15 protein-coding genes are annotated in these 20,415 nt (G+C 70.1%); 5 read left to right on the top strand and 10 right to left on the bottom strand.

The features are described 5' to 3' along the window. Positions 1 to 40 precede the first annotated feature (40 nt). The 5 genes from ruvC to aspS all read right to left on the bottom strand — a co-directional run bounded on the left by ruvC (position 41) and on the right by aspS (position 4,563). Positions 41 to 562, bottom strand: a complete 522-nt coding sequence (gene ruvC / locus K6753_RS03050) for a crossover junction endodeoxyribonuclease RuvC (RefSeq protein WP_223674696.1) — start codon at positions 560 to 562, stop codon at positions 41 to 43. Between the two features lie 77 nt (positions 563 to 639). After that, positions 640 to 1,380 carry a YebC/PmpR family DNA-binding transcriptional regulator gene (locus K6753_RS03045; protein ID WP_223674695.1) on the bottom strand — a complete coding sequence of 247 codons (741 nt, stop codon included), beginning with the start codon at positions 1,378 to 1,380 and terminating at the stop codon, positions 640 to 642. A 50-nt stretch (positions 1,381 to 1,430) separates the two neighbouring features. Further along, the gene (locus K6753_RS03040; protein WP_223674849.1) at positions 1,431 to 2,009 is read right to left on the bottom strand and encodes an esterase/lipase family protein; all 579 of its coding nucleotides are present in this window, start codon (positions 2,007 to 2,009) and stop codon (positions 1,431 to 1,433) included. A gap of 32 nt (positions 2,010 to 2,041) precedes the next feature. Beyond that, on the bottom strand, positions 2,042 to 2,581 hold the full coding sequence (locus tag K6753_RS03035) for a GNAT family N-acetyltransferase (protein ID WP_223674694.1): 540 nt from the start codon (positions 2,579 to 2,581) through the stop codon (positions 2,042 to 2,044). Between the two features lie 209 nt (positions 2,582 to 2,790). Then, positions 2,791 to 4,563, bottom strand: a complete 1,773-nt coding sequence (aspS, locus tag K6753_RS03030; RefSeq protein WP_223674693.1) for an aspartate--tRNA ligase — start codon at positions 4,561 to 4,563, stop codon at positions 2,791 to 2,793. Positions 4,564 to 4,912: 349 nt separating this feature from the next. On the opposite strand from aspS, the gene K6753_RS03025 reads away from it, so the two are divergent. Continuing rightward, positions 4,913 to 5,386, top strand: a complete 474-nt coding sequence (locus tag K6753_RS03025; RefSeq protein WP_223674692.1) for a DUF3011 domain-containing protein — start codon at positions 4,913 to 4,915, stop codon at positions 5,384 to 5,386. Between the two features lie 175 nt (positions 5,387 to 5,561). Here K6753_RS03025 and K6753_RS03020 read toward each other — a convergent pair whose 3' ends face one another. Then, entirely contained in the window at positions 5,562 to 5,903 is a 342-nt protein-coding gene (locus K6753_RS03020) for an FmdB family zinc ribbon protein (protein WP_223674691.1), read from the bottom strand. Between the two features lie 110 nt (positions 5,904 to 6,013). Here K6753_RS03020 and K6753_RS03015 point away from each other — a divergent pair, with 110 nt between their 5' ends. From K6753_RS03015 to ggpS, 3 genes are all read left to right on the top strand, one after another. Beyond that, the gene (locus K6753_RS03015) at positions 6,014 to 6,742 is read left to right on the top strand and encodes an SIMPL domain-containing protein (protein WP_223674690.1); all 729 of its coding nucleotides are present in this window, start codon (positions 6,014 to 6,016) and stop codon (positions 6,740 to 6,742) included. Between the two features lie 293 nt (positions 6,743 to 7,035). Beyond that, positions 7,036 to 8,319: an MFS transporter gene (locus tag K6753_RS03010; RefSeq protein ID WP_223674689.1), complete on the top strand. Its 1,284-nt coding sequence runs from the start codon at positions 7,036 to 7,038 to the stop codon at positions 8,317 to 8,319. A gap of 5 nt (positions 8,320 to 8,324) precedes the next feature. Next, positions 8,325 to 10,712, top strand: a complete 2,388-nt coding sequence (gene ggpS, locus K6753_RS03005; protein ID WP_223674688.1) for a glucosylglycerol-phosphate synthase — start codon at positions 8,325 to 8,327, stop codon at positions 10,710 to 10,712. A gap of 267 nt (positions 10,713 to 10,979) precedes the next feature. On the opposite strand, the gene K6753_RS03000 is transcribed toward ggpS, so the two are convergent. From K6753_RS03000 to K6753_RS02990, 3 genes are all read right to left on the bottom strand, one after another. Continuing rightward, on the bottom strand, positions 10,980 to 12,527 hold the full coding sequence (locus tag K6753_RS03000; protein ID WP_223674687.1) for a sodium:solute symporter family transporter: 1,548 nt from the start codon (positions 12,525 to 12,527) through the stop codon (positions 10,980 to 10,982). A gap of 91 nt (positions 12,528 to 12,618) precedes the next feature. After that, positions 12,619 to 13,827 carry a cation:proton antiporter gene (locus K6753_RS02995; RefSeq protein ID WP_223674686.1) on the bottom strand — a complete coding sequence of 403 codons (1,209 nt, stop codon included), beginning with the start codon at positions 13,825 to 13,827 and terminating at the stop codon, positions 12,619 to 12,621. Between the two features lie 64 nt (positions 13,828 to 13,891). Further along, a complete protein-coding gene (locus K6753_RS02990) occupies positions 13,892 to 15,889 on the bottom strand; it encodes an ABC-F family ATP-binding cassette domain-containing protein (RefSeq protein WP_223674685.1) in 1,998 nt (665 codons plus the stop codon). A 99-nt stretch (positions 15,890 to 15,988) separates the two neighbouring features. Here K6753_RS02990 and ybaL point away from each other — a divergent pair, with 99 nt between their 5' ends. After that, positions 15,989 to 17,680 (top strand): YbaL family putative K(+) efflux transporter, encoded by a 1,692-nt coding sequence (ybaL, locus tag K6753_RS02985; protein WP_223674684.1) that lies wholly within the window; start codon positions 15,989 to 15,991, stop codon positions 17,678 to 17,680. Between the two features lie 148 nt (positions 17,681 to 17,828). On the opposite strand, the gene clpB is transcribed toward ybaL, so the two are convergent. Further along, complete coding sequence (gene clpB / locus K6753_RS02980) at positions 17,829 to 20,414, bottom strand: ATP-dependent chaperone ClpB (RefSeq protein ID WP_223674683.1); 2,586 nt, start codon at positions 20,412 to 20,414, stop codon at positions 17,829 to 17,831. Position 20,415 lies beyond the last annotated feature (1 nt).

The raw sequence follows: 20,415 nt of genomic DNA, 5'->3' as shown, positions 1-20,415 counted from the left end.
TGCATTCGCAGGGAAAGGGGCAGATGGATGCGACGGCGCATCAACGGCGCCTCAACATCGCCACGCTCACGCCGGTGCGGTCGGCGGTGGCGCTCATGTGTGCGTGGGTAAGGGCGACGGCAAGGGCGTCGGCGGCATCGGCCTGCAGCTTCATCGCGGGCAGGTTCAGCAGCAGCCGCACCATGTGCTGCACCTGGTCCTTCTCGGCGGCGCCGCGCCCGACCAGCGACTGCTTGATCACGCGCGGCGCGTACTCGCTGACCTTCAACCGCCGCCGCACCACCGTCGCCAGCGCGGCGCCACGGGCGTGGCCGAGCTTCAGCGCGGACGTCGCGGACTTGGCCATGAACACGGTTTCGATCGCGACGTGCTGCGGCTGCCATTCGTCCAGCACGCGCTCCAGCCCCTCGCACAGCAGGCCGAGCCGCGCCGGGAAGTCGTCGGCGTCGAGCAGCTTGAGCGCTTCGCAGTGCACGTAGGTGCAGCGCCCGTCGCCAGCCACGTCGATCACGCCGATGCCGGTGCGCTGCGAACCCGGGTCGATACCGAGGATGCGGATCATGCGTCCCGGCCGACCCGGGCCGCGTCGACGGCGTCAATGGAAGTGATGGTGTGCACCCGTGTTGGCCGAGCCTGCGCTCAAGCGTACGCGTCTTCGCCCAGTTCGGCGTTGGAATAGACGTTCTGCACGTCGTCGAGGTCTTCCAGCCAGTCAAGCAGCTTGACGACCTGCTGCGCGGTCTCGCCGCTGACGGCGATGTCGTTGTCGGCGCGCCAGGTGACCTCGGCCTGCGCCGGTTCCAGCCCGGCGGCCAGCATCGCGGCCTTGACCGCCTCGAAGGCGTCCGGCGAGGTCAGCACGTCGATCGCGCCGTTGTCCGGGTACACCACTACGTCGTCGGCGCCGGCCTCGATGGCGGCTTCCGTCACCGCGTCCTCGTCGGCGCCGGGCGCGAAGCTCAGCACGCCGGTCTTGTTGAACATGAAGGCGACCGAGCCGTCCGTACCCAGGTTGCCGCCGAACTTGCCGAAGGCGTGGCGCACGTCGGCCACGGTGCGGACCTTGTTGTCGGTCAGGCAGTCCACGATCACCGCGACGCCGCCCGGGGCGTAGCCCTCGTAGCGGATCTCCTCGTAGTTGACGCCTTCCAGCTCACCCGTCGCCTTCTTGATGGCGCGCTCGAGCACGTCCTTGGACATGTTCGCGCCCAGCCCCTTGTCCAGCGCGGTGCGCAGGCGCGGGTTGTTGGCCGGGTCGCCGCCACCGCTGCGGGCGGCCACGGAAATCTCGCGGATGATCTTGGTGAACATCTTGCCGCGCTTGGCGTCCTGCGCGCCCTTGCGGTGCTGGATGTTGGCCCATTTGGAATGGCCGGCCATGCGTCGATGAACCTGTTGCGTCGGAGCGACCGGCGATTATACGGACCGCATTAGGCCCGGTGCTCGAATCGGCCCGACCGCAGGAACGCGACCGCCTGCGCCGCGGCCAGCGGGGACAGCAGCAGGCCGCTGTGGCTGGCCGGCACCACCACGTGGTCGGCCAGCCCCGCCAGCCGGGTTTCGGCAACGGCGACGGTGCCGTCGCTCACGTCGCGCAGGCTGCCGAAAAACTGGCCCAGGCCCAGCGGCGTGCGCCCGGCCACCACGCCCACCTGCGCCTCTCCGTCCCAGGGCTGGCAGCCGCTGCGTAGCAGGTCCGCGCTGCGCCCCAGCGTGGCGGCAAACGCATGCCGCGCCGACAGCCCCTTGGCCGCGGCGCTGCCGCACAGAGGCGAGCCCAGGCACACGACGCGCTGGACCGGGAGTCCAGGTTCGCGCTGGAGCGCGGTCAGGGTCACCAGCCCGCCGAGGCTGTGGGCGACCACGTCGGCACCGTCGCGCAGCATCGCCGCCAGGCGCGGCACCGCGGCCTCGGGTCCGCCGGCGACGGTGGAGTAGCCGAACAGGCGCGGCGCGAAACCGGCGCGCTGCAGCCGTCGCGCCAGCGGCAGCATCGACACGCGCGGCATCCACAGGCCGTGGACGAGGACGACCGGCCTGCTCACGCAGGCGCGTCCGCGGGTCGGCGCAGGATGAACTCGTGGTCGCGCACCCGGCCGACGGGGAAGATGTAGTCGCCGACGTGCTCGAGCCCGTGGCGCGCGTAGAAGCGCTGCGCCCCAGCGTTGCCGGACCACACGCCGACCCACAGCGTCCGCGGGCCGTCGCGCAGCAGCCAGCTCAGTGCGGTGTCGAACAGCCGCCCACCCCAGCCGCCGTTCTGGTGGGAAGCCAGCACGTACAGGCGCTTGATCTCGCCGTCCCCGGCCTGCACTTCGGCATGCGGCAGCCCGCACGGGCCCGCGGCGACGTGGCCGACCGCCACGCCGTCGTCCTCCAGCAGCCAGACCGCGTAATCGGGATGAGACAGGATCGTCGCCTGCCGCCCGACGGCATAGGCCTCGTCGAGGAAGGCCCGGAGGTCCTCGCGCGGGTACAGGTGGCCGAAGGTTTCGGTGAAGGTGCGCGCGGCAAGCTGTGACAGCACGGCCGCGTCGTCGGGGCCGGCGCGGCGGATGGCGAGGGGCAGCTGTTCGATCATCAGGCAATTGTCCCCCAAGGGGACTTTCTCCGGGCGTAGGAGCGGCTTCAGCCGCGATCGATCTCCATCTCCAGCGAATGCCCCACCTGTAGGAGCGACATGAGTCCCGACCGGCGCAGGCGATCGGGGTGTTGCGGTCGCGACTTACGTCGCTCCTACAACGGAGTCGAGGATGCGATCGCGGCTGAAGCCGCTCCTACAAATGCAGGTCAGCTCGCCTTGGGCCGCACCGCCACGTGCACTTCGGCCAGCTGCGCGGCGTCGATGGGCGACGGCGCGTCGGTCATCAGGCACTGCGCGCCGGTGGTCTTGGGGAAAGCGATGACGTCGCGGATCGACTCGGTGCCGGCCATCAGCGCGGCGATGCGGTCGATGCCGAAGGCGATGCCGCCGTGCGGCGGCGCGCCGTACTTCAATGCGTCCAGCAGGAAGCCGAACTTGGCCTGCTGCTCCTCAGCGCCGATGCCCAGCAAGTCGAACACCGCCGCCTGCATCTGCGGGCGGTGGATGCGGATCGAACCGCCGCCGATCTCGTTGCCGTTGAGCACCATGTCGTAGCCACGGCTGACCGCGGTGCGGGCGTTGGCACGCAGGTCGGCGACATCGTCCACCGCCGGCGCGGTGAAGGGGTGGTGCAATGCGACGTAGCGCTGCGCCTCCTCGTCCCACTCGAACATCGGGAAGTCGGTGACCCACAGTGGCTTCCAGCCCTCGCCGACCAGGCCGAGGTCGCGGCCGAGCTTCAGGCGCACCGCGCCCATGAAGTCCGACGCGGTGTTGTATGGGCCGGCGCCGAACAGCAGCAGGTCGCCGGCCTGCGCGCCCGCGGCCGCCACGATGGCATCGACCGTGGCGTCGTCCAGGAACTTGGCGATCGGCGAGTTCACCCCGCTCGCGCCCTGCCCGGCCGTCTCGACCTTCATCCACGCCAGGCCCTTGGCGCCGTGCTTGGCGGCATGCGCGGCCACGTCGTCGATCTGCTTGCGCGACAGCGACGCCGCGCCCGGTGCGCGCAGCGCGACCACGCGCCCGCCTTCGGCATTGGCCCAGTCGGTGAACACCTTGAACTCGCAGCCCTTCACCAGTTCGGCGATGTCGGTCAGCTCCAGGTCGATGCGCAGGTCGGGCTTGTCCGAGCCATAGCGACGCATCGCCTCGGCGTACGTCATGCGCGGGAACTCACCGAGCTCCACGTCCATCACCTCGACGAACACCTCGCGGATCATCTGCTCGACGGTGTCCTGCACGTCGCGCTCGGACACCCACGCGAACTCCATGTCGAGCTGGGTGAACTCCAGCTGGCGATCGGCGCGCAGCGCCTCGTCGCGGAAGCAGCGCGCGATCTGGTAGTAGCGGTCGAAGCCCGCCATCATCAGGATCTGCTTGAACAACTGCGGGCTCTGCGGCAGCGCGTAGAACTCGCCCGGGTGCATGCGTGCCGGCACCAGGAAGTCACGCGCGCCCTCGGGCGTGGCCTTGGTCAGGATCGGCGTTTCGATGTCCTGGAAACCGCGCGCGTCCAGCCAGCGGCGCAGCGCCTGCACCAGCTTCGTGCGGGTGCGCATCTTGCGCTGCATCCCAGGCGTGCGCAGGTCGAGATACCGATACTTCAGGCGGATGTCCTCGCCCGGGTTCTCGTGGGCGTGGAACGGCAGCGGCTCGGCCTTGTTGAGCACCTCGATGGCCGTGGCCACCACTTCCACCTGGCCGGTGCGGATCTTGTTGTTGACCGACTCGCGCTTGCGCACGGTGCCGGTGATGCGCAGGCAGTCCTCGTAGCCGACTTGGGCGGCGGCCGCGATCACCGCGGCATTGCCGTCGACGTCGGACGGCTCGGCCACGACCTGGACGATGCCCTCGTGGTCACGCAGGTCGATGAAGCACAGGCCGCCGAGGTTGCGGGCGACGTCGGCCCAGCCGCAGAGGGTCACGGTCTGGCCGATCAGGCGCTCGTCGACGAGGCCACAGAAATGGGTACGCATGGGGGCTCCGGATGACGGCACCCCGGCGGTGCCGGGCGTGCCGATGAACACGCGCCAGGCAGGCGGGCGCGCAACACGACGCGCCATTTTAGCGGCTCGTTGCCGGCCGTGCGGCGGGCCGGGGTCGATCCCGCGTCGCCCAAGCGTGCGGCCACGGGCGCTGGAGACCGGCCCCCGGCCTGCAGACCGTGTCGCACACGAAGTGAGACGCCCGTTGCGGTTTCGGAAACGCCCATGGCCGCCGCCCTCAAGAAATCCCGGGGGCAGTCGCTGAGGAAAGTGAAAGGCAAGTTCCGGACCAGCAGCACGGCACGCCCCCGACGGCGGGCCGGCACCAGGGAGAAGGCCCATGACGACCGCACGCACGCTCCGCTCCGGGATGCTGACGCTGGCGTTGTGTGCCGTCCCGTTGCTGGCCGGCGCCCGGGTCGATGCACCCCGGGCGGTGGGCTCGGATCTGCCCGCCGCCTCGGCGCCGGGACTGCTGCGCCACGCCGGGCCGATGCTGGCGGGCGCGTCGCGCGGCACGATGCGGGTCGGCCTGACCATCGTCGCGCCACCCGGCGCCGACGCATCCGATGCCGCATTGGACCCCGCCGCCGAATCGGCCCAGGTCCGCTGCGACAGCCCGGGTCTGGGCTACCGCGAATGCACGCTTCCCTTCCGTGGCGCCGCCCGGCTGTCCCACGAGGTATCGGAGGTGATGTGCGTGGAAGGCGGCAACTGGGGCCACCGCAACGGCGTGGTCTGGGTCGACCGCGGCTGCAGCGCGGTGTTCGTCAGCGCCGCGGCGACGGCCAGCCGCGCCACCGCCTCCCTCTAGCTGTTGTAGGAGCGGCTTCAGCCGCGATCCGCACTCCCAAGGTCCACATGCAGGAGCGACGTAAGTCGCGACCGCGCAAACCGGGATGGGACGCCGGTCGCGACTTACGTCGCTCCTACAACGTCCATGATTGAACGCGCGGATCGCGGCTGAAGCCGCTCCTACGGAAGGCCGATCAGCTGGACGGCGTCGCCGGTTTCGCCGGCGCAGCAGGCTTGGCCTCCGCCGCCTTGCCCGGCTTGGCATCCGCCTTGGCCGCGGTCGCCGTCGACTCGCCGCCCGACTTCGCCTTGTCGCCCCCGGCATCGCCGGCCAGGTTGCGCTTCTTGTCGCCATCCTTCTTGAAGTCGGTCTCGTACCAGCCACCGCCGGCCAGGCGGAACTGCGGCGCGGTCAGCTGGCGGCGCACCTGCGGCTCGGCGCACTCCGGGCACTGGGTGGGATCGGCGTCGGACAGCTTCTGCAGGCGGTCGAAGGTGTGGCCGCACGCGGCGCACTCGAAGGCATAGATCGGCATGGGGCGGGTTTCGAAACCTGACGGGTGGCCCACGGGTGGGGGCGGCGGGCGGCCTTTCAAGGCGCGGGGCGGCGTTATCCTCGCCCGACCGCCCACGCCGGACCGCCGCCATGACCGAATCGCACCGTTACGACCGCGCCCGCTCGCCACTGGGCCTGATGATCGCCGGCGCGCTGGTCGCCGTCGGCCTGGCGCTGGCGGGCTGGTTCGCGGCCCAGGGCATGGAGCGGTTGCGCACCGGCGACCGGTTCGTGGTGGTGAAAGGCTCGGCCGAGCGCGAGGTGGCCGCCGACCTGGTGGTGTGGCCGCTGCCGCACACCGTCGGCGGCAACGACCTGACGCAGGTCCAGCAGGCGCTGGACACGAACACGCAGACGATCCGCGGCTTCTTCGAACAGGCCGGCTTCAAGGGCGACGAGATCGTCGTGTCGCCGCCGCGCCTGGAGGACCGCTTCGCCTACGCCTACGGCGACCAGCGCCCGCCCGAGCGCTACCGCTACTCGACCACCGTCACCTTGCGCACCGGCCGCGTCGACGAGGCGCTGGCCGCCCTGCGCCGCAGCGGCGAACTGGTCGCGCGCGGCGTGATGATCGGCGAGGGCAGCCAGCCGCAGTTCGACTACACCCAGCTCAATGCGATCAAGCCCGGACTGATTGCCGAGGCCACCAGCGCCGCGCGCACCTCGGCCGAGCAATTCGCCAAGGACTCCGGCGCGCGCCTGGGCGGGATCCGCAACGCCAACCAGGGCGTGGTGTCGATCACCGACCGCGACCAGGGCAGCCCGCAGGTCAAGACGGTGCGGGTGGTGACGACGGTGGAGTACTTCCTGCGGGATTGAGTGCTTCATACCTCTCCCGGGCGATCGAAGTGCAGGGCATCTGCCTTCGACCCCAACCGCCCGGAATCCCCCGACACCGTCATCCCGGCGAAAGCCGGGATCCATCTTGACGTTCGCGGCGTTGCTACGGGCCCGGCGAAGCCGGACGGGCGTCGCCGTGAGCGGGAGACGTCATGGCGGGTATCGCTTCGCTCCACCCACCCTGGGACCGAGCCGCAGGGCACCTCGATTTTCCCCTGATCTATCAACATGTTAGAATGCGCGGCTGGTTCACGAGGCCACCCGCAGGAGCGATGATCTCAGCTGTCCGACCCCTGGCCGCCCTGTTGGCGGGCGTGGCCCTGCTGCTGGCGGGGAGTGGATTGCTGGGCACGCTGCTGGCCGTGCGGGGCCGGGAAGCCGGTTTCAGCGACCAGACGCTCGGCCTGATCATGTCGGGCTACTTCGTCGGTTTCTTCCTCGGCACCTACGCCGCTCCCCGGCTGATCCAGCGCATCGGCCATATCCGCGCCTTCGCCTTCTACGCCGCGCTGTGCGCCAGCGCGGTGCTGCTGCATCCCATCCTCGTCGACCCGTGGGCCTGGGGCGGCCTGCGGGTGCTGACCGGCGCGGCGCTGGTCGGCCTGTACACGGTCATCGAGAGCTGGCTCAACGCCCAGGCCGCGCCCGCCGAGCGCAGCCGGGTATTTGCCGTCTACATGGCGATCAACCTGCTGGCGCTGGCCGGCGGCCAATGGCTGCTGGGCCTGGCGTCACCGACGGGCTTCGTGCTGTTCAGCCTGGTGGCCATCCTCATCTGCCTGGCCGCGCTGCCGGTGACGGCCAGCCGCATGGTCCAACCCGAACTGCCGCCCAGTCCGCGGCTGGCCCTGGCGGCGATGTACCGCACCGCGCCGGCGGCGACGGCCGGCTCGTTCCTCGCGGGGCTGGCCATGGGCGGGTTCTGGGGCCTGGGCGCTGTCTACGCGACCCGGATCGGACTGGACACGCCCGGCATCGCCGCGCTGATGAGCGCGACCATCGTCGGTGGCGCCCTGCTGCAGTGGCCGATCGGCCACCTCTCCGACGGCAGCGACCGGCGCACGACGCTGGCGATGGTGAGCCTGGCGGCCGCGGTCGTGGCGACCGCGATGGCGGCCACCGGCGCGCAGGACCGGGGCCTGCTGTTCACGCTGTTCTTCGCGTTCGGCGGGCTTTCGTTCGCCCTGTACCCGATCTGCGTGGCGCACCTGCTGGACCACCTGCCCGCCGAGCACCTGCTGGCCGGCTGCAGCAGCCTGCTGCTGGTCAACGGCGTGGGCTCGGCGCTGGGCCCGGCGCTGGCCGGCGCCGCGATGGGCCGCTTCGGCCCGGTCGCGCTGCCGACGTTCTTCGCCGCGACGCTGGCCGTGCTGGCCGCTGTCGCCGCCGGTCGCCGGCTGTTGCGCCGTCGCACGCTGGCGCACCCGGCCCAGTTCCACGCCATGTTGCGCACGACCCCGGCCGCGCTCGAGCTGCTGCCGGAAACCGAATCCGACCACCCCGAACCGCTTCCCTCACACCCCGAGGATCCGACCCCGAACCCCCATTCGAACTGAAAGGCATGCCGTTGACTTCCACCCGCACCGCACCCCGCACCCCCTCCCCTGCTTCGCCCGACACGGCGCGCGCCGGCACCCACGCCGCGCCGCGATTGATGCTCGCCACCGACCTGGACGGCACGTTCCTGGCCGGTGACGCCGAGCACCGGCAGAAGCTCTACCGGCTGGTCGACCGCCACCCCGAGATCAGCCTGGTGTTCGTCACCGGGCGCGGGCTGGAGCACGTCATGCCGCTGCTGTCGGACCCGATCCTGCCGCGCCCGGACTTCGTCATCTGCGATGTCGGCGCGACCGTGGTCGACGGACTGACGCTGCAGCCCGTGCAACCACTGCAGGCGGAGATCGACGCCCGCTGGCCGGGCGAGCACGCCGTGGCCGACGCCATCGGCGGGTTCCCCGGACTGGTGCGGCAGGACGTGCCGCAGGAGCGGCGCTGCTCGTACTTCTGCGAGCCCCGGGCACTGGACGAGATCCGCAGCGAGGTCGAGTCCGCCGCGCGTGCGCTCAAGTGTTCGGTCCTGTACTCGGCCGACCGCTACCTCGACATCCTGCCGCCGGACACCGACAAGGGCCGCACGCTGGCGGCACTGGCTGAGCACCTCGACGTCCCGCATGGCTGCGTGCTGGTGGCCGGCGACACGCTCAACGACCTGTCGATGTTCACCGCCGGCTTCCAGGGCGTGGCCGTTGGCCGCTCGGAGCCGGCGCTGGTGCGTGCCACGCAGCAGTTGGCCAACGTGCTGCACGCCAAGTCACCCGGCTGCGGCGGCATCCTCGAGGCGATCGACCATTTCGACCTGCTGGCCGCGGACGACCCGCACCGGCGCGCGCCCAAGTCGCGCGATGTCGGCAAGTCCGAGCTGGTGATGGTCTACCACCGCCTGCCCTACGAGGAGTACGTCGAGGACGGCGTGCGCAAGCGTCGCCGCCCGACCTCGCCCAACGGCATCATCCCCAGCCTGCTGGGATTCTTCGGGAGCGGGCGCAAGGGCTCGTGGGTGGCATGGAGCATCGACGACCCGAAACTGGGCGCGTTCGAGGAGCGCACGCCGGTCGACGAGGCACGCTATCCCCACCTGACGGCGGCGCGCGTCAAGCTGTCCAAGGCGGAAGTGGACTCGTTCTACAAGCGGTTCTCGAAAGAGGCCTTCTGGCCGATGCTGCACACCTTCTGGGAGCGTGCCCGGTTCCGCGAAGAGGACTGGAAAACCTTCCTGAAGGTCAACCGCAAGTTCGCCGAGACCACCGCCGCCGAGGCCGCCGAGGGCGCCACGGTGTGGCTGCACGACTACAACCTGTGGATGGTGCCGGCGTACCTGCGCGAGATGCGCCCGGACGTGAAGATCGCCTTCTTCCACCACACCTACTTCCCGTCGGCCGACGTGTTCAACGTGGTGCCGTGGCGGCGTGAGATCCTGGGCAGCCTGTTGCAGTGCGACTACGTCGGCTTCCACATCCCGAGGCAGGTCGAGAACTTCGTCGACGTCGTGCGCGGCGCGATGCCGGTGGAAACGCTGGACCGCGAGAGCTGCGCACCGCGCTTCCTGACCTACGGCTGCGCGGTCGGCCTGGACACGGTGACCACCCGCATCCGCGTCGGCGACCGGGAGATCGGTTTGGGCGCGCACCCGGTCGGCACCGATCTGGCCCGCATCCGCGATGGGCTCACCCAGCCGGACGTGCAGGACCGGATGCGAAAGATCCGCGAGGAATTCGCCGGCCGCAAGCTGGTGCTGTCGATCGAACGGCTGGACTACACCAAGGGCACGCTGGAGAAGCTGCTGGCGTTCGAGCGGCTGCTGGAACACCAGCCCGAGCTGCGCGGTGAAGTCACGCTGCTGATGGTGTGCGTGCCGGCGGCGAAGGAAATGACGATCTACCGGCAGCTGCAGACGCAGATCGAGCAGGCGGTGGGCCGCATCAACGGCCGCTATTCCGACCTGGGCTGGTCGCCGGTGCGGTTCTTCGCGCGCGGCCTGCCGTTCGAGCAGGTGTTGGCGCACTACGCCGCCGCCGACGTCATGTGGATCACGCCGCTGCGCGATGGCCTGAACCTGGTCGCCAAGGAGTTCATCGCCGCGCACGGCATGGCCGGGACGTCCGGCGTGCTGGTGCTGTCGGAATTTGCCGGCGCCGCCGCCGAGCTCAAGGGCGCGGTGCTGACCAACCCGCACGACCCGGCGGACCTGATGGCCGGACTGTCGCAGGCGCTGGCGATGCCCACCGACGAGGCCGACGGCCGCCAGCGCCAGTTGATGGACATCGTCACCCGCTACGACGTCGAGCGCTGGGGCCACGACTTCCTTGACGCCGTGGATGCCGCCGGCAGCGGCGCCGGCGAGCACCGCTACGCGATGCCGAGCAACGAGGTGGCGCAAGCGTCTGCATGACCGGCGAACGGTGAGCGGTGGACCGGTGGCGCACACTCCGTGCGCCATCAATCCACCCCTTGTAGGAGCGGCTTCAGCCGCGATCACGACCGGGACAAGCGACGCACCCGCAGCGCGACGCAGAGGCGCGCAACCGTTGTAGGAGCGACGTAAGTCGCGACCGCGTAGCAACACACCCGGATCGAAGGTCGCGACTCACGTCGCTCCTACAGGTGTGGGCTCCCGGGAAGGCGATCGCGGCTGAAGCCGCTCCTACAGGGGCAGGCCTCACCAGAAGGCAACAACGAGCGCGAGCGTGACCGCGACGAGCGCCGCGCACGCCCATTGCAGCCGCCGCGACGGCTGCGGCGCGCGCGTGGCATCGACGGCGCCCAGCTGATCGGAGCGTGGCGACGTCCTGGACACGGCCTGCCACGCGATCGCGGCCACTGCCGTCAACGCCAGCAGCACGCCCGCCACGACGGTGAAATGCAGCGACACCCAACCCAGCTGGTCGGACACGAACCACGCCACGCTGACCGCGTGGCCGGTGACCAGCGCGCGCAGCGCCGCGGTCGCCGCCAGCCGCTTCCACCACAGGCCCAGCAGGAACACCGCGACCAGTGGCGGGGTCACGTAGGCGAAGGTCTGCTGCAGGTAGGCGAACAGGCCGGGGAAGCGGTCGATCATCGGCGCCCACATCGCCGCCAGCACCATCAGCACCAGCGTGATGATGCGGCCCATGCGCGCCAGCGCGCGCGCGTCCAGCCGGGGCCTGCGCGGCTGGATGAAGTCGACCGTGATCAGCGTCGAGGCGGAGTTGAGCGCCGAATCGACGCTCGACATGATCGCCGCCAGCAGGCCCGCGAGGATCAGGCCGGCCAGCCCCACGGGCGCGTACTCGCCCACCAGGCGCGGGAAGACCTCGTCGCCGCGCTGCAGGTCCGGCAGCAGCGCCACCGCCATCGCGCCGGGCAGCACCATCAGGAACAACGGCAACAGCTTCAGTGCCGCCGCCAGCAACGCACCCCGCCCGGCGGCCTCGACGCTGCGCGCGCCCAGCAGCCGCTGGCTGACGTACTGGTTCATCGTCCAGTAGTAGAAGCCGAGCACGGGCAGGCCGATCAACGTGCCGAGCCACGGCAGCTCGGGATCGTCGAGCGGCCGGATCAGCGACATGTGCCCGTCCGGCACCGAGGCCACGACGGCGGCCCACGAGTAGTCGAACTGCGCGAACACCACCGTCGCCAGCACCGCCGAACCCACCAGCAGCACCACCGACTGCAGCGCGTCGGTGTAGACCACCGCGCGCAGGCCGCCAGCGGCCGTATAGAGCCCCGCGAACAACGCCAGCACGGCGATCGTCGGCGCCAGCGACAGCGCGGGGAAGAACACCTGCAGCACCAGTGCGCCGGCGAACAGGCTGCCCGCGGTGTCCAGCACGATCGACAGGAACACGCTCACCGCCGACAGGTACTTGCGCAGGCGCGCGTCGAAGCGCCGCTCGAGCAGTTCCGGCACGGTGGTGACGCGGTTGCCGAGCAGCACCGGCACCACGAACAACGCCGAGAACAGCAGCACCAGCGCCGCCATCCACTCGTAGTTGGCCACCGCGATACCCGACGACCATGCCGCGCCGGGCAGGCCGATCAGCGTGGTCGAGGAGATGTTGGACGCGAACAGCGACAGGCCCACGACGCCGGCCCCGAGCGTGCGCCCGGCCAGGAACAGCTCGTCGGCATCGGGGCTGCGCCGCGATACCCGCCAGCAGATGGCCAGCAGCACCAGCACGTACAGCGCGAGCACCGCGTAGTCGAAGGCGTGCAGGGTCCCCATCACCCGCTCCGTTGCGAAAACGCGGTCCACCGGAACACAGCCCGGCGGCGCAGGTCAACCGCGCGGGTCGACTAGCGCGTCGATCGGCGGGTCAACGAGCGGGCGGTGCCACCGGCGCAGCGTTCGGTTCGGGCAGCACGTCCTCCGGATGCCGCGACAGGCGCGAGTCCATCGGGTCGACATCGAACGGGCCCTTGAGCAGCAGCGATGGCAGCATCGTATTGAGCACGGTGTAGAGGATCAGCGCGCCCATCAGCGCGCTGTCGATGCCGAAGCGCGCGTGCAGGATGTGCGCCAGCACCAGCGTGAACACCAGCGTCGGCGCCAGCGCCACCGACACCCGCAGGTTGCCGCGCCCGCGCTGGCCGAACATCAGCCGGCGCTGCGCCCACACCACCGCTACGCGTGCGGGCACCACCACCGCGGTCAATCCCAGGCCCATCCACAACGCATCCCAGCTCAGCGCGTCGCGCACGATGCCGGTGCCGGCATGGAAGAAGTAGAACGGCACGAAGAAGCTGGCGAACAGCCGCAGCGCGTGCAGGTTGTCGTCCGACGCCAGCCGCGGCATCCGGCGGTGCAACAGCCGCGCCGCCAGCCCGGCCACGAACGCGCCCACCAGGTAGTACACGCCCAGCTTGTAGGTCACGTAGGCGGCGACCATGCCGACCATCACCAGCAGCGAGAACTCCGAGCCCGGCGCATGCGGCATCACCCAGCGGCCCAGCGCCACGAACAGCAGCGGCAGGCCGATGATCAGCCCGACCATCGCCAGCGACGACACGCCCAGCTGCACCGGGTCATCAGCCAGCAGCACCACGAACAGCACCACCAGCGCCAGCAGTTCGCCGGCGATCGCCTTGCTGGTGACCCAGAAGCGCTCCTCCTCGTCCAGACCCAGGCGCTCGAGCGTGTCGAGGATGAAGCCGGTGGAGGGCGTCAGCAGCGCAAGTGCGACCAGCGCGGCCGGCTGCCAGGCCAGGTCCAGCAACTCCCAGCCCAACCAGGCGACAGCCACCAGCGAGATGCTGCGCACCACGAGGTGCGCCAGCAGCGGTCGCAGTCCACGCCGCAGCTGCGTCGGATCCACTTCGAGGCCGGCGAACAGGAACAGCGAGGAGATGCCCAGCGTCGACAGCAGCACGACCACCGGGTCGTGCGTGCGCTCGCCCCACAGCAGCATCGCGCCCACGCCCAGCAGCAGGCAGGTGATCGGCGCGGGCAGCTTGAACCGCTGCAGCGCCCTCGGGATGACCAGCAGGGCGAAGATCAGCAGCAGGTAGATCAGTTCGTTGCTCATGGACGCCTGTGCCCGCCGGACCGGCAGGCATGGTCGCGGGCCTGCGCGATCCGGGCAACCCCGGTCAGGCGGCGTCGGTCTCGTACAGCGCGAGCAGCGCCGCTTCGGCGGCGTCCAGCTCCGCGCGCAGGCGGGCCTGTTCGCGGCCGAGTTCAGCCGCGCGTTCGCCGCCACCGGCATAGGCGGCCGGCTCACCGAGCGCGGCTTCGACCTCGGCCAGTTGCGCTTCCAGCGTCGCCACGCGCGACTCGGCGGCGGCGACCTTGACCGGGTTGGCCTTGCGGCGCGGCGTTGCAGGCTGCGCGGGCTTTGCCGCGGCGGCCGGTGCGGGCACCGCTGCCTTCGCCGGCTTGCCGTCGTTGCTGGAGTCGCGCGTGCGCAGCCAGCTGGCGTATTCGTCCAGGTCGCCGTCGAACGGCAGCGCCTGGCCATCGGCCACGCGCCAGAAGGTGTCGCAGACCAGGCCGATCAGGTGGCGGTCGTGGCTGACCAGCACGATCGCGCCGTCGAAGTCGCTCAACGCCTCGGCCAGGGCCTCGCGCATGTCGAGGTCGAGGTGGTTGGTGGGTTCGTCCAGCAGCAGCACGTTGGGCTTGCGCCAGGCGATCAGCGCCAGCGCCAGACGCGCGCGCTCGCCGCCGGAGAAGCCATCGACCGACTCGAATGCGCGGTTGCCCGGGAAGTTCCACTTGCCCAGGAAGTCGCGCAGCGGCTGGCTGCCCACGCCCGGGGCGATGTCGCCGAGGTGGTCCATCGGGCTGGCGCCCTCGCGCAGGGATTCGACCGTGTGCTGGGCGAAGTAGCCGATGCGCAGGTCCGGATGGCCGCTGCGTTCGCCCGACAGCAGCGGCAGCTCGCCGACCAGCGACTTCACCAGCGTCGACTTGCCGGCGCCGTTGGGGCCGAGCAACGCGACGCGGTCGCCGGCTTCGAGGATGAAGCCGACGTCCTGGAGGATGGTGGTGCTACCGAGCCCTTCTCCCTCCGGGAGAAGGTGGTCCGAAGGACCGGATGAGGGTGCGGGGCCGGGTTCATCCTGCCGCTCCGCCGAACCCTCACCCCCACCCCTCTCCCGAGGGGAGAGGGGCTTGGAAACGTACCCGCAATCGGCATCCGCCAAGCGCAGCAGCGCATGGGGCAAGCGGTCGGGCACCGGGAACTCGATGCGCAGCGCGCGCTCCACCCGCACCGCCTCGGTGCCGGCCAGCTTCTCCAGCCGCTTCATCCGCGACTGCGCCTGCTTGGCCTTGCTGGCCTTGGCCTTGAAGCGGTCGATGAAGCTCTGCAGGTGGGCGCGCTCGACCTGTTCCTTGTCGTGGGCGATCTGCTGCTGGCGCAGCTGCTCGGCGCGCTGGCGCTCGAACGCGGTGTAGTCGCCGGTGTAGAGCTTCGCCCGGCCGTCGTGCAGGTGCAGGGTGTGGGTCGAGACGCCGTCGAGGAACTCGCGGTCGTGGCTGATCAGCAGCAGCGTGCCCGGGTAGCGCAGCAGCCACTGCTCGAGCCACAGCACGGCGTCGAGGTCGAGGTGGTTGGTCGGCTCGTCCAGCAGCAGCAGGTCCGAGGGCGTCATCAGCGCGCGCGCCAGGTTCAGGCGCACGCGCCAGCCGCCCGAAAACGCCTTGACCGGCCGGTCATGCGTCTCGGGCGAGAATCCCAGGCCGTGCAGCAGCTTGCCGGCGCGGGCGGTGGCGTCGTAGCCGCCCAGTTCCTCGATGCGGTGGTGGGCCTCGGCGACGGCCTCCCAGTCTTCGTTGGCGAAGGCGGTGGCCTCGGCCTGCAGCGCAGCGTGTACCGGGGCGTCGCCCGACAGCACGAAATCCAGCGCGCGGTCGTCCAGCGCGGGGGTTTCCTGGGCAACACTGGCGATGCGCACGCGGCTGGGTACGTCGATGTCGCCGCGGTCGGCCTCCACCTCGCCCTGGATGGCGGCGAACAGCGACGACTTGCCGGTGCCGTTGCGGCCGATCACGCCGACGCGCCACCCCGCGTGCAGGGCGAGGTCGACGTTGGACAGGAGCAGGCGTTCGCCGCGCCGGAGGGCGAAATCTCGGAAAGCAATCATCCGGCCATTGTACGTGCCGACCGTGGCGGAACCGGCCCCACGCCTTGCGTCACCATCGCTCCGCCCACATCCTGAACCGATCCACGCCAAGGAACGCCAATGCCCCACCACACCTCACTGATCGCGATCCTGGTGGCAGGCTTCGTGCTTGCGTTCATCTTCGGGTCGCTGGCGCAGCGGTTGAAGCTGTCGCCGCTGGTGGGGTACCTGGTGGCCGGCATCATCGCCGGCCCGTTCACGCCGGGGTTCGTCGGCGACCAGGAGCTGGCGCCGCAGCTGGCCGAGATTGGCGTGATCCTGCTGATGTTCGGCGTCGGCCTGCACTTCTCGCTGCGCGACCTGCTGTCGGTCAAGGCGATCGCGTTGCCCGGCGCGGTGGTGCAGATCGCCGTCGCTACCGTAATGGGCTGGGCCCTGGCGCGCTTCCTGGGCTGGACCCATGGCGCCGGCATCGTCTTCGGCCTGGCGCTGTCGGTCGCCAGCACCGTGGTGCTGCTCCGGGCGCTGGAGGAGATGCGGGTCGTCGAAACCCAGCGCGGGCGGATCGCGGTCGGCTGGCTGATCGTCGAAGACCTGGCGATGGTCCTGGCGCTGGTCCTGCTTCCGGCGATGGCCGGCGTGTTGCGCGGCGACGAAGGTGCCAGCGGGGACATCGGCGGCGCGCTGCTGACCACGTTCTTCAAGGTCGGCGGCTTCGTCGCCTTCATGCTGATCATCGGTCGCCGGGTCATCCCGTGGATCCTCGAGCGCGTCGCCGGGACGGGCTCGCGCGAGCTGTTCACGCTGTGCGTGCTCGCCATCGCGCTGGGCGTGGCGTTCGGTTCGGCGGAGATGTTCGGGGTGTCGTTCGCGCTGGGTGCGTTCTTTGCCGGCATGCTGCTCAACGAATCCGAGTTCAGCCACAAGGCGGCCAACGACACGCTGCCGCTGCGCGATGCGTTCGCGGTCCTGTTCTTCGTGTCGGTGGGCATGCTGTTCAACCCGATGATCCTGGTGATCATGCCGCTGGAGGTGCTGGCGACCTTCGGCATCATCGTGCTGGGCAAGTCGGCGGCCGCGTGGGTGATCGTGCGCGCCTTCGGCAAGCCCAATTCCACCGCGCTGGTGATCTCCGCCGCGCTGGCGCAGATCGGCGAGTTCTCCTTCATCCTCGCCGGCCTGGGCGTGGCGTTGGACGTCCTGCCCGAGACGGGTCAGGACCTGATTCTGGCTGGCGCGCTGATGTCGATCATCGTCAACCCGCTGCTGTTCGCCTGGATCAAGCGCGTCCAGGCGCGGGAGGAATCGGCGGGCATCGACACGTCGCCTCAGCCGATGATGATCCCGCCCATCCCCGACGACATCGAGAACCACGTGATCCTGATCGGCCATGGCCGCGTGGGCAGCGAGCTGGGCCGCCTGCTGACGGAAAAGCAGGTGCCGGTGGTGGTGATCGACGGCGAGGACGACCTGGTCGACCGCGCGCGCGAGGCCGGCCTGCCCGCCATCCGTGGCAACGCCGTCAACGAACGGGTGCTGCTCGAGGCCCAACCCGAGCGCGCCAAGACCGTGCTGGTGGCGATCCCGAACGTGCTCGAGGCCGGCGAGGTGATCGCCAACCTGCGCAAGCTCAACCCGGGGCTCACCATCGTGGCGCGCGCGCACTCCGATGCCGAGGTCAAGCACCTGCTGGAGCACGGCGCCGACGCCGCGGTGATGGCCGAGCGCGAGCTCGCCCACAGCCTGGCCGAGATGGTGATGGCGACCCCGCCGTACCGCGGCGACCACCACCTGCCGCCGGCGGTGGCGTAACCCGACACCTTTGTAGGAGCGGCTTCAGCCGCGATCGACCGGGTACGCGGGCGAACGGTTCCACGATCGCGGCTGAAGCCGCTCCTACAGGGTCACCTGCGGGATTGGCGAGGCGACGCGGCTGGAACAACCGCGTCGCCTCGCTCCGTCAGCCCTTCTCGAACACCAGCTCCCCGCCCTTCGCATCCACGCGCACGGTCTCGCCGCTGGCGAACTCGCCGGCGAGGATCCGCTGCGCCAGCGGGTTCTCCAGCTGCTGCTGGATCGCGCGCTTGAGCGGGCGGGCGCCGTAGACCGGGTCGAAGCCGACGTTGGCCAGCAGCGCCAGCGCGTCGTCCGACAACTGCAGCTTCAGGCCGCGCTCGGCCAGCCGCTTCTCCAGCCCCGCCATCTGGATGCGCGCGATCGAGCGGATCTGCGCCTTGTCCAACGGATGGAACACGACGATGTCGTCCAGCCGGTTGATGAACTCCGGGCGGAAGTGGCTCTGCACCACGCCCATGACGGCGGCCTTGATCTGCGTGTAGGCCTCGGGCGTACCTTCGCCGCTCAACTCCTGAATCATCTGGCTGCCGAGGTTGGACGTCATCACGATGACGGTGTTGCGGAAATCGACCGTGCGGCCCTGGCCATCCGTCAGGCGTCCGTCGTCCAGCACCTGCAGCAGGATGTTGAACACGTCCGGGTGCGCCTTCTCGACCTCGTCCAGCAGGATCACGCTGTACGGCCGGCGTCGTACCGCCTCGGTCAGGTAGCCGCCCTCCTCGTAACCGACGTAGCCGGGAGGGGCGCCCACCAGCCGCGACACGGCGTGCTTCTCCATGAACTCGCTCATGTCGATGCGGACCATCGCGTCGCTGGAGTCGAACAGGAACTCGGCCAGCGCCTTGCACAGTTCGGTCTTGCCCACGCCGGTGGGGCCCAGGAACAGGAACGAGCCCGACGGCCGGTTCGGATCGGACAGGCCGGCGCGCGAACGGCGCACCGCGTCGGACACGACCTTGATCGCCTCCTCCTGGCCAACCACGCGCGCGTGCAGCTGGTCCTCCATCTTGAGCAGCTTCTCGCGCTCGCCTTCCAGCATCTTCGACACCGGGATGCCGGTCCAGCGCGACACCACCTCGGCGATCTCCTCGGCGGTGACGCGGTCCTGCAGCAGGGTGAAGCCCTTCGTCTCGGCCTCCTGCGCCGCCTTGAGCTGGGTCTCCAGTTGCGGCAACTGGCCGTACTGGATCTCGCTCATGCGGGCATAGTCCTGCCGGCGCTGCGCAGCCTCGAGCTCGAGCTTCGCGGCCTCGATCTGCTCCTTGATCTTGGTTGCGCCCTGCAGCGTGGCCTTCTCGGCCTTCCAGACCTCCTCCAGGTCGTTGAACTCGCGCTCCAGCGTTTCGATCTCGGCCTCCAGGTCGGCCAGGCGCTGTTTGCTCTCGGCGTCCTTCTCCTTCTTCAGCGCCTCGCGCTGGATCTTCAGCTGGATCAGCCGGCGCTCCTTGCGGTCCAGTTCCTCCGGCTTGGAGTCGATCTCCATGCGGATGCGGCTGGCGGCCTCGTCCATCAGGTCGATGGCCTTGTCGGGCAGCTGGCGGTCGGCGATGTAGCGGTGGCTCAGGGTCGCCGCGGCGACGATCGCCGGGTCGGTGATCTCCACGCCGTGGTGCACCGCGTACTTCTCCTTCAGCCCGCGAAGGATGGCGATGGTGTCCTCCACCGTGGGCTCGCCCACGAACACCTTCTGGAAGCGGCGCTCCAGCGCGGCGTCCTTCTCCACGTACTTGCGGTACTCGTCCAGCGTGGTCGCGCCGATGCAGTGCAGCTCGCCACGGGCCAGCGCGGGCTTGAGCATGTTGCCGGCGTCCATCGAGCCCTCGGCCTTGCCGGCGCCCACCATGGTGTGCAGCTCGTCGATAAAGAGGATCACCTGGCCTTCGTTCTTGGACAGGTCGTTGAGCACGCCCTTGAGGCGCTCCTCGAACTCGCCGCGGAACTTCGCGCCGGCGATGAGCGCGCCCATGTCGAGCGACAGCAGGCGCTTGCCGCGCAGGCCTTCGGGCACCTCGTTGTTGATGATGCGTTGCGCCAGCCCTTCGACGATGGCGGTCTTGCCGACGCCCGGTTCACCGATCAGCACCGGGTTGTTCTTGGTGCGGCGCTGCAGCACCTGGATGGTGCGGCGGATCTCCTCGTCGCGGCCGATCACCGGGTCGAGCTTCCCGGACTCGGCGCGCGCGGTCATGTCGATGGTGAACTTCTCCAGCGCCTGGCGCTGGTCCTCGGCGTTCTCCGACTGCACGCTCTCGCCGCCGCGGACCTTCGCGATGGCGGCCTCGATGCGCGCCTTGTCGGCGCCGGCCGCCTTCAGCGCGCGGCCCGCCTCGCCGCCGTCGTCGAGGGCGGCCAGCACGAACAGCTCGCTCGCGATGAAGGCATCGCCGCGCTGCTGGGCCAGCTTGTCGGTGACGTTGAGCAGGCGCGAGAGGTCGTTTCCGACGCTGACGTTGCCGGCCTGGCCCGACACCTTCGGCAGTTGTTCCAGCGCCTCGCCCAGGCGCTCGCGCAGCAGCGGCACGTTGACGCCGGCCTGGGACAGCAGCGGCCGGGTGCTGCCGCCGGACTGGTCCAGCAGCGCCACCAGCAGGTGCACCGGTTCGATGATGGTGTGGTCGCGCCCGACGGCCAGCGACTGCGCATCGGCAATCGCCTGCTGGAAGCGGGAGGTGAGCTTGTCCATCCGCATG

This window comes from Novilysobacter selenitireducens (genome assembly GCF_020026895.1).
Taxonomy (GTDB): Bacteria; Pseudomonadota; Gammaproteobacteria; order Xanthomonadales; family Xanthomonadaceae; genus Lysobacter_C; species Lysobacter_C selenitireducens.
The sequence above is the reverse complement of the archived record's forward strand: the minus strand, read 5'-3'. Positions and strand labels throughout refer to the sequence as shown.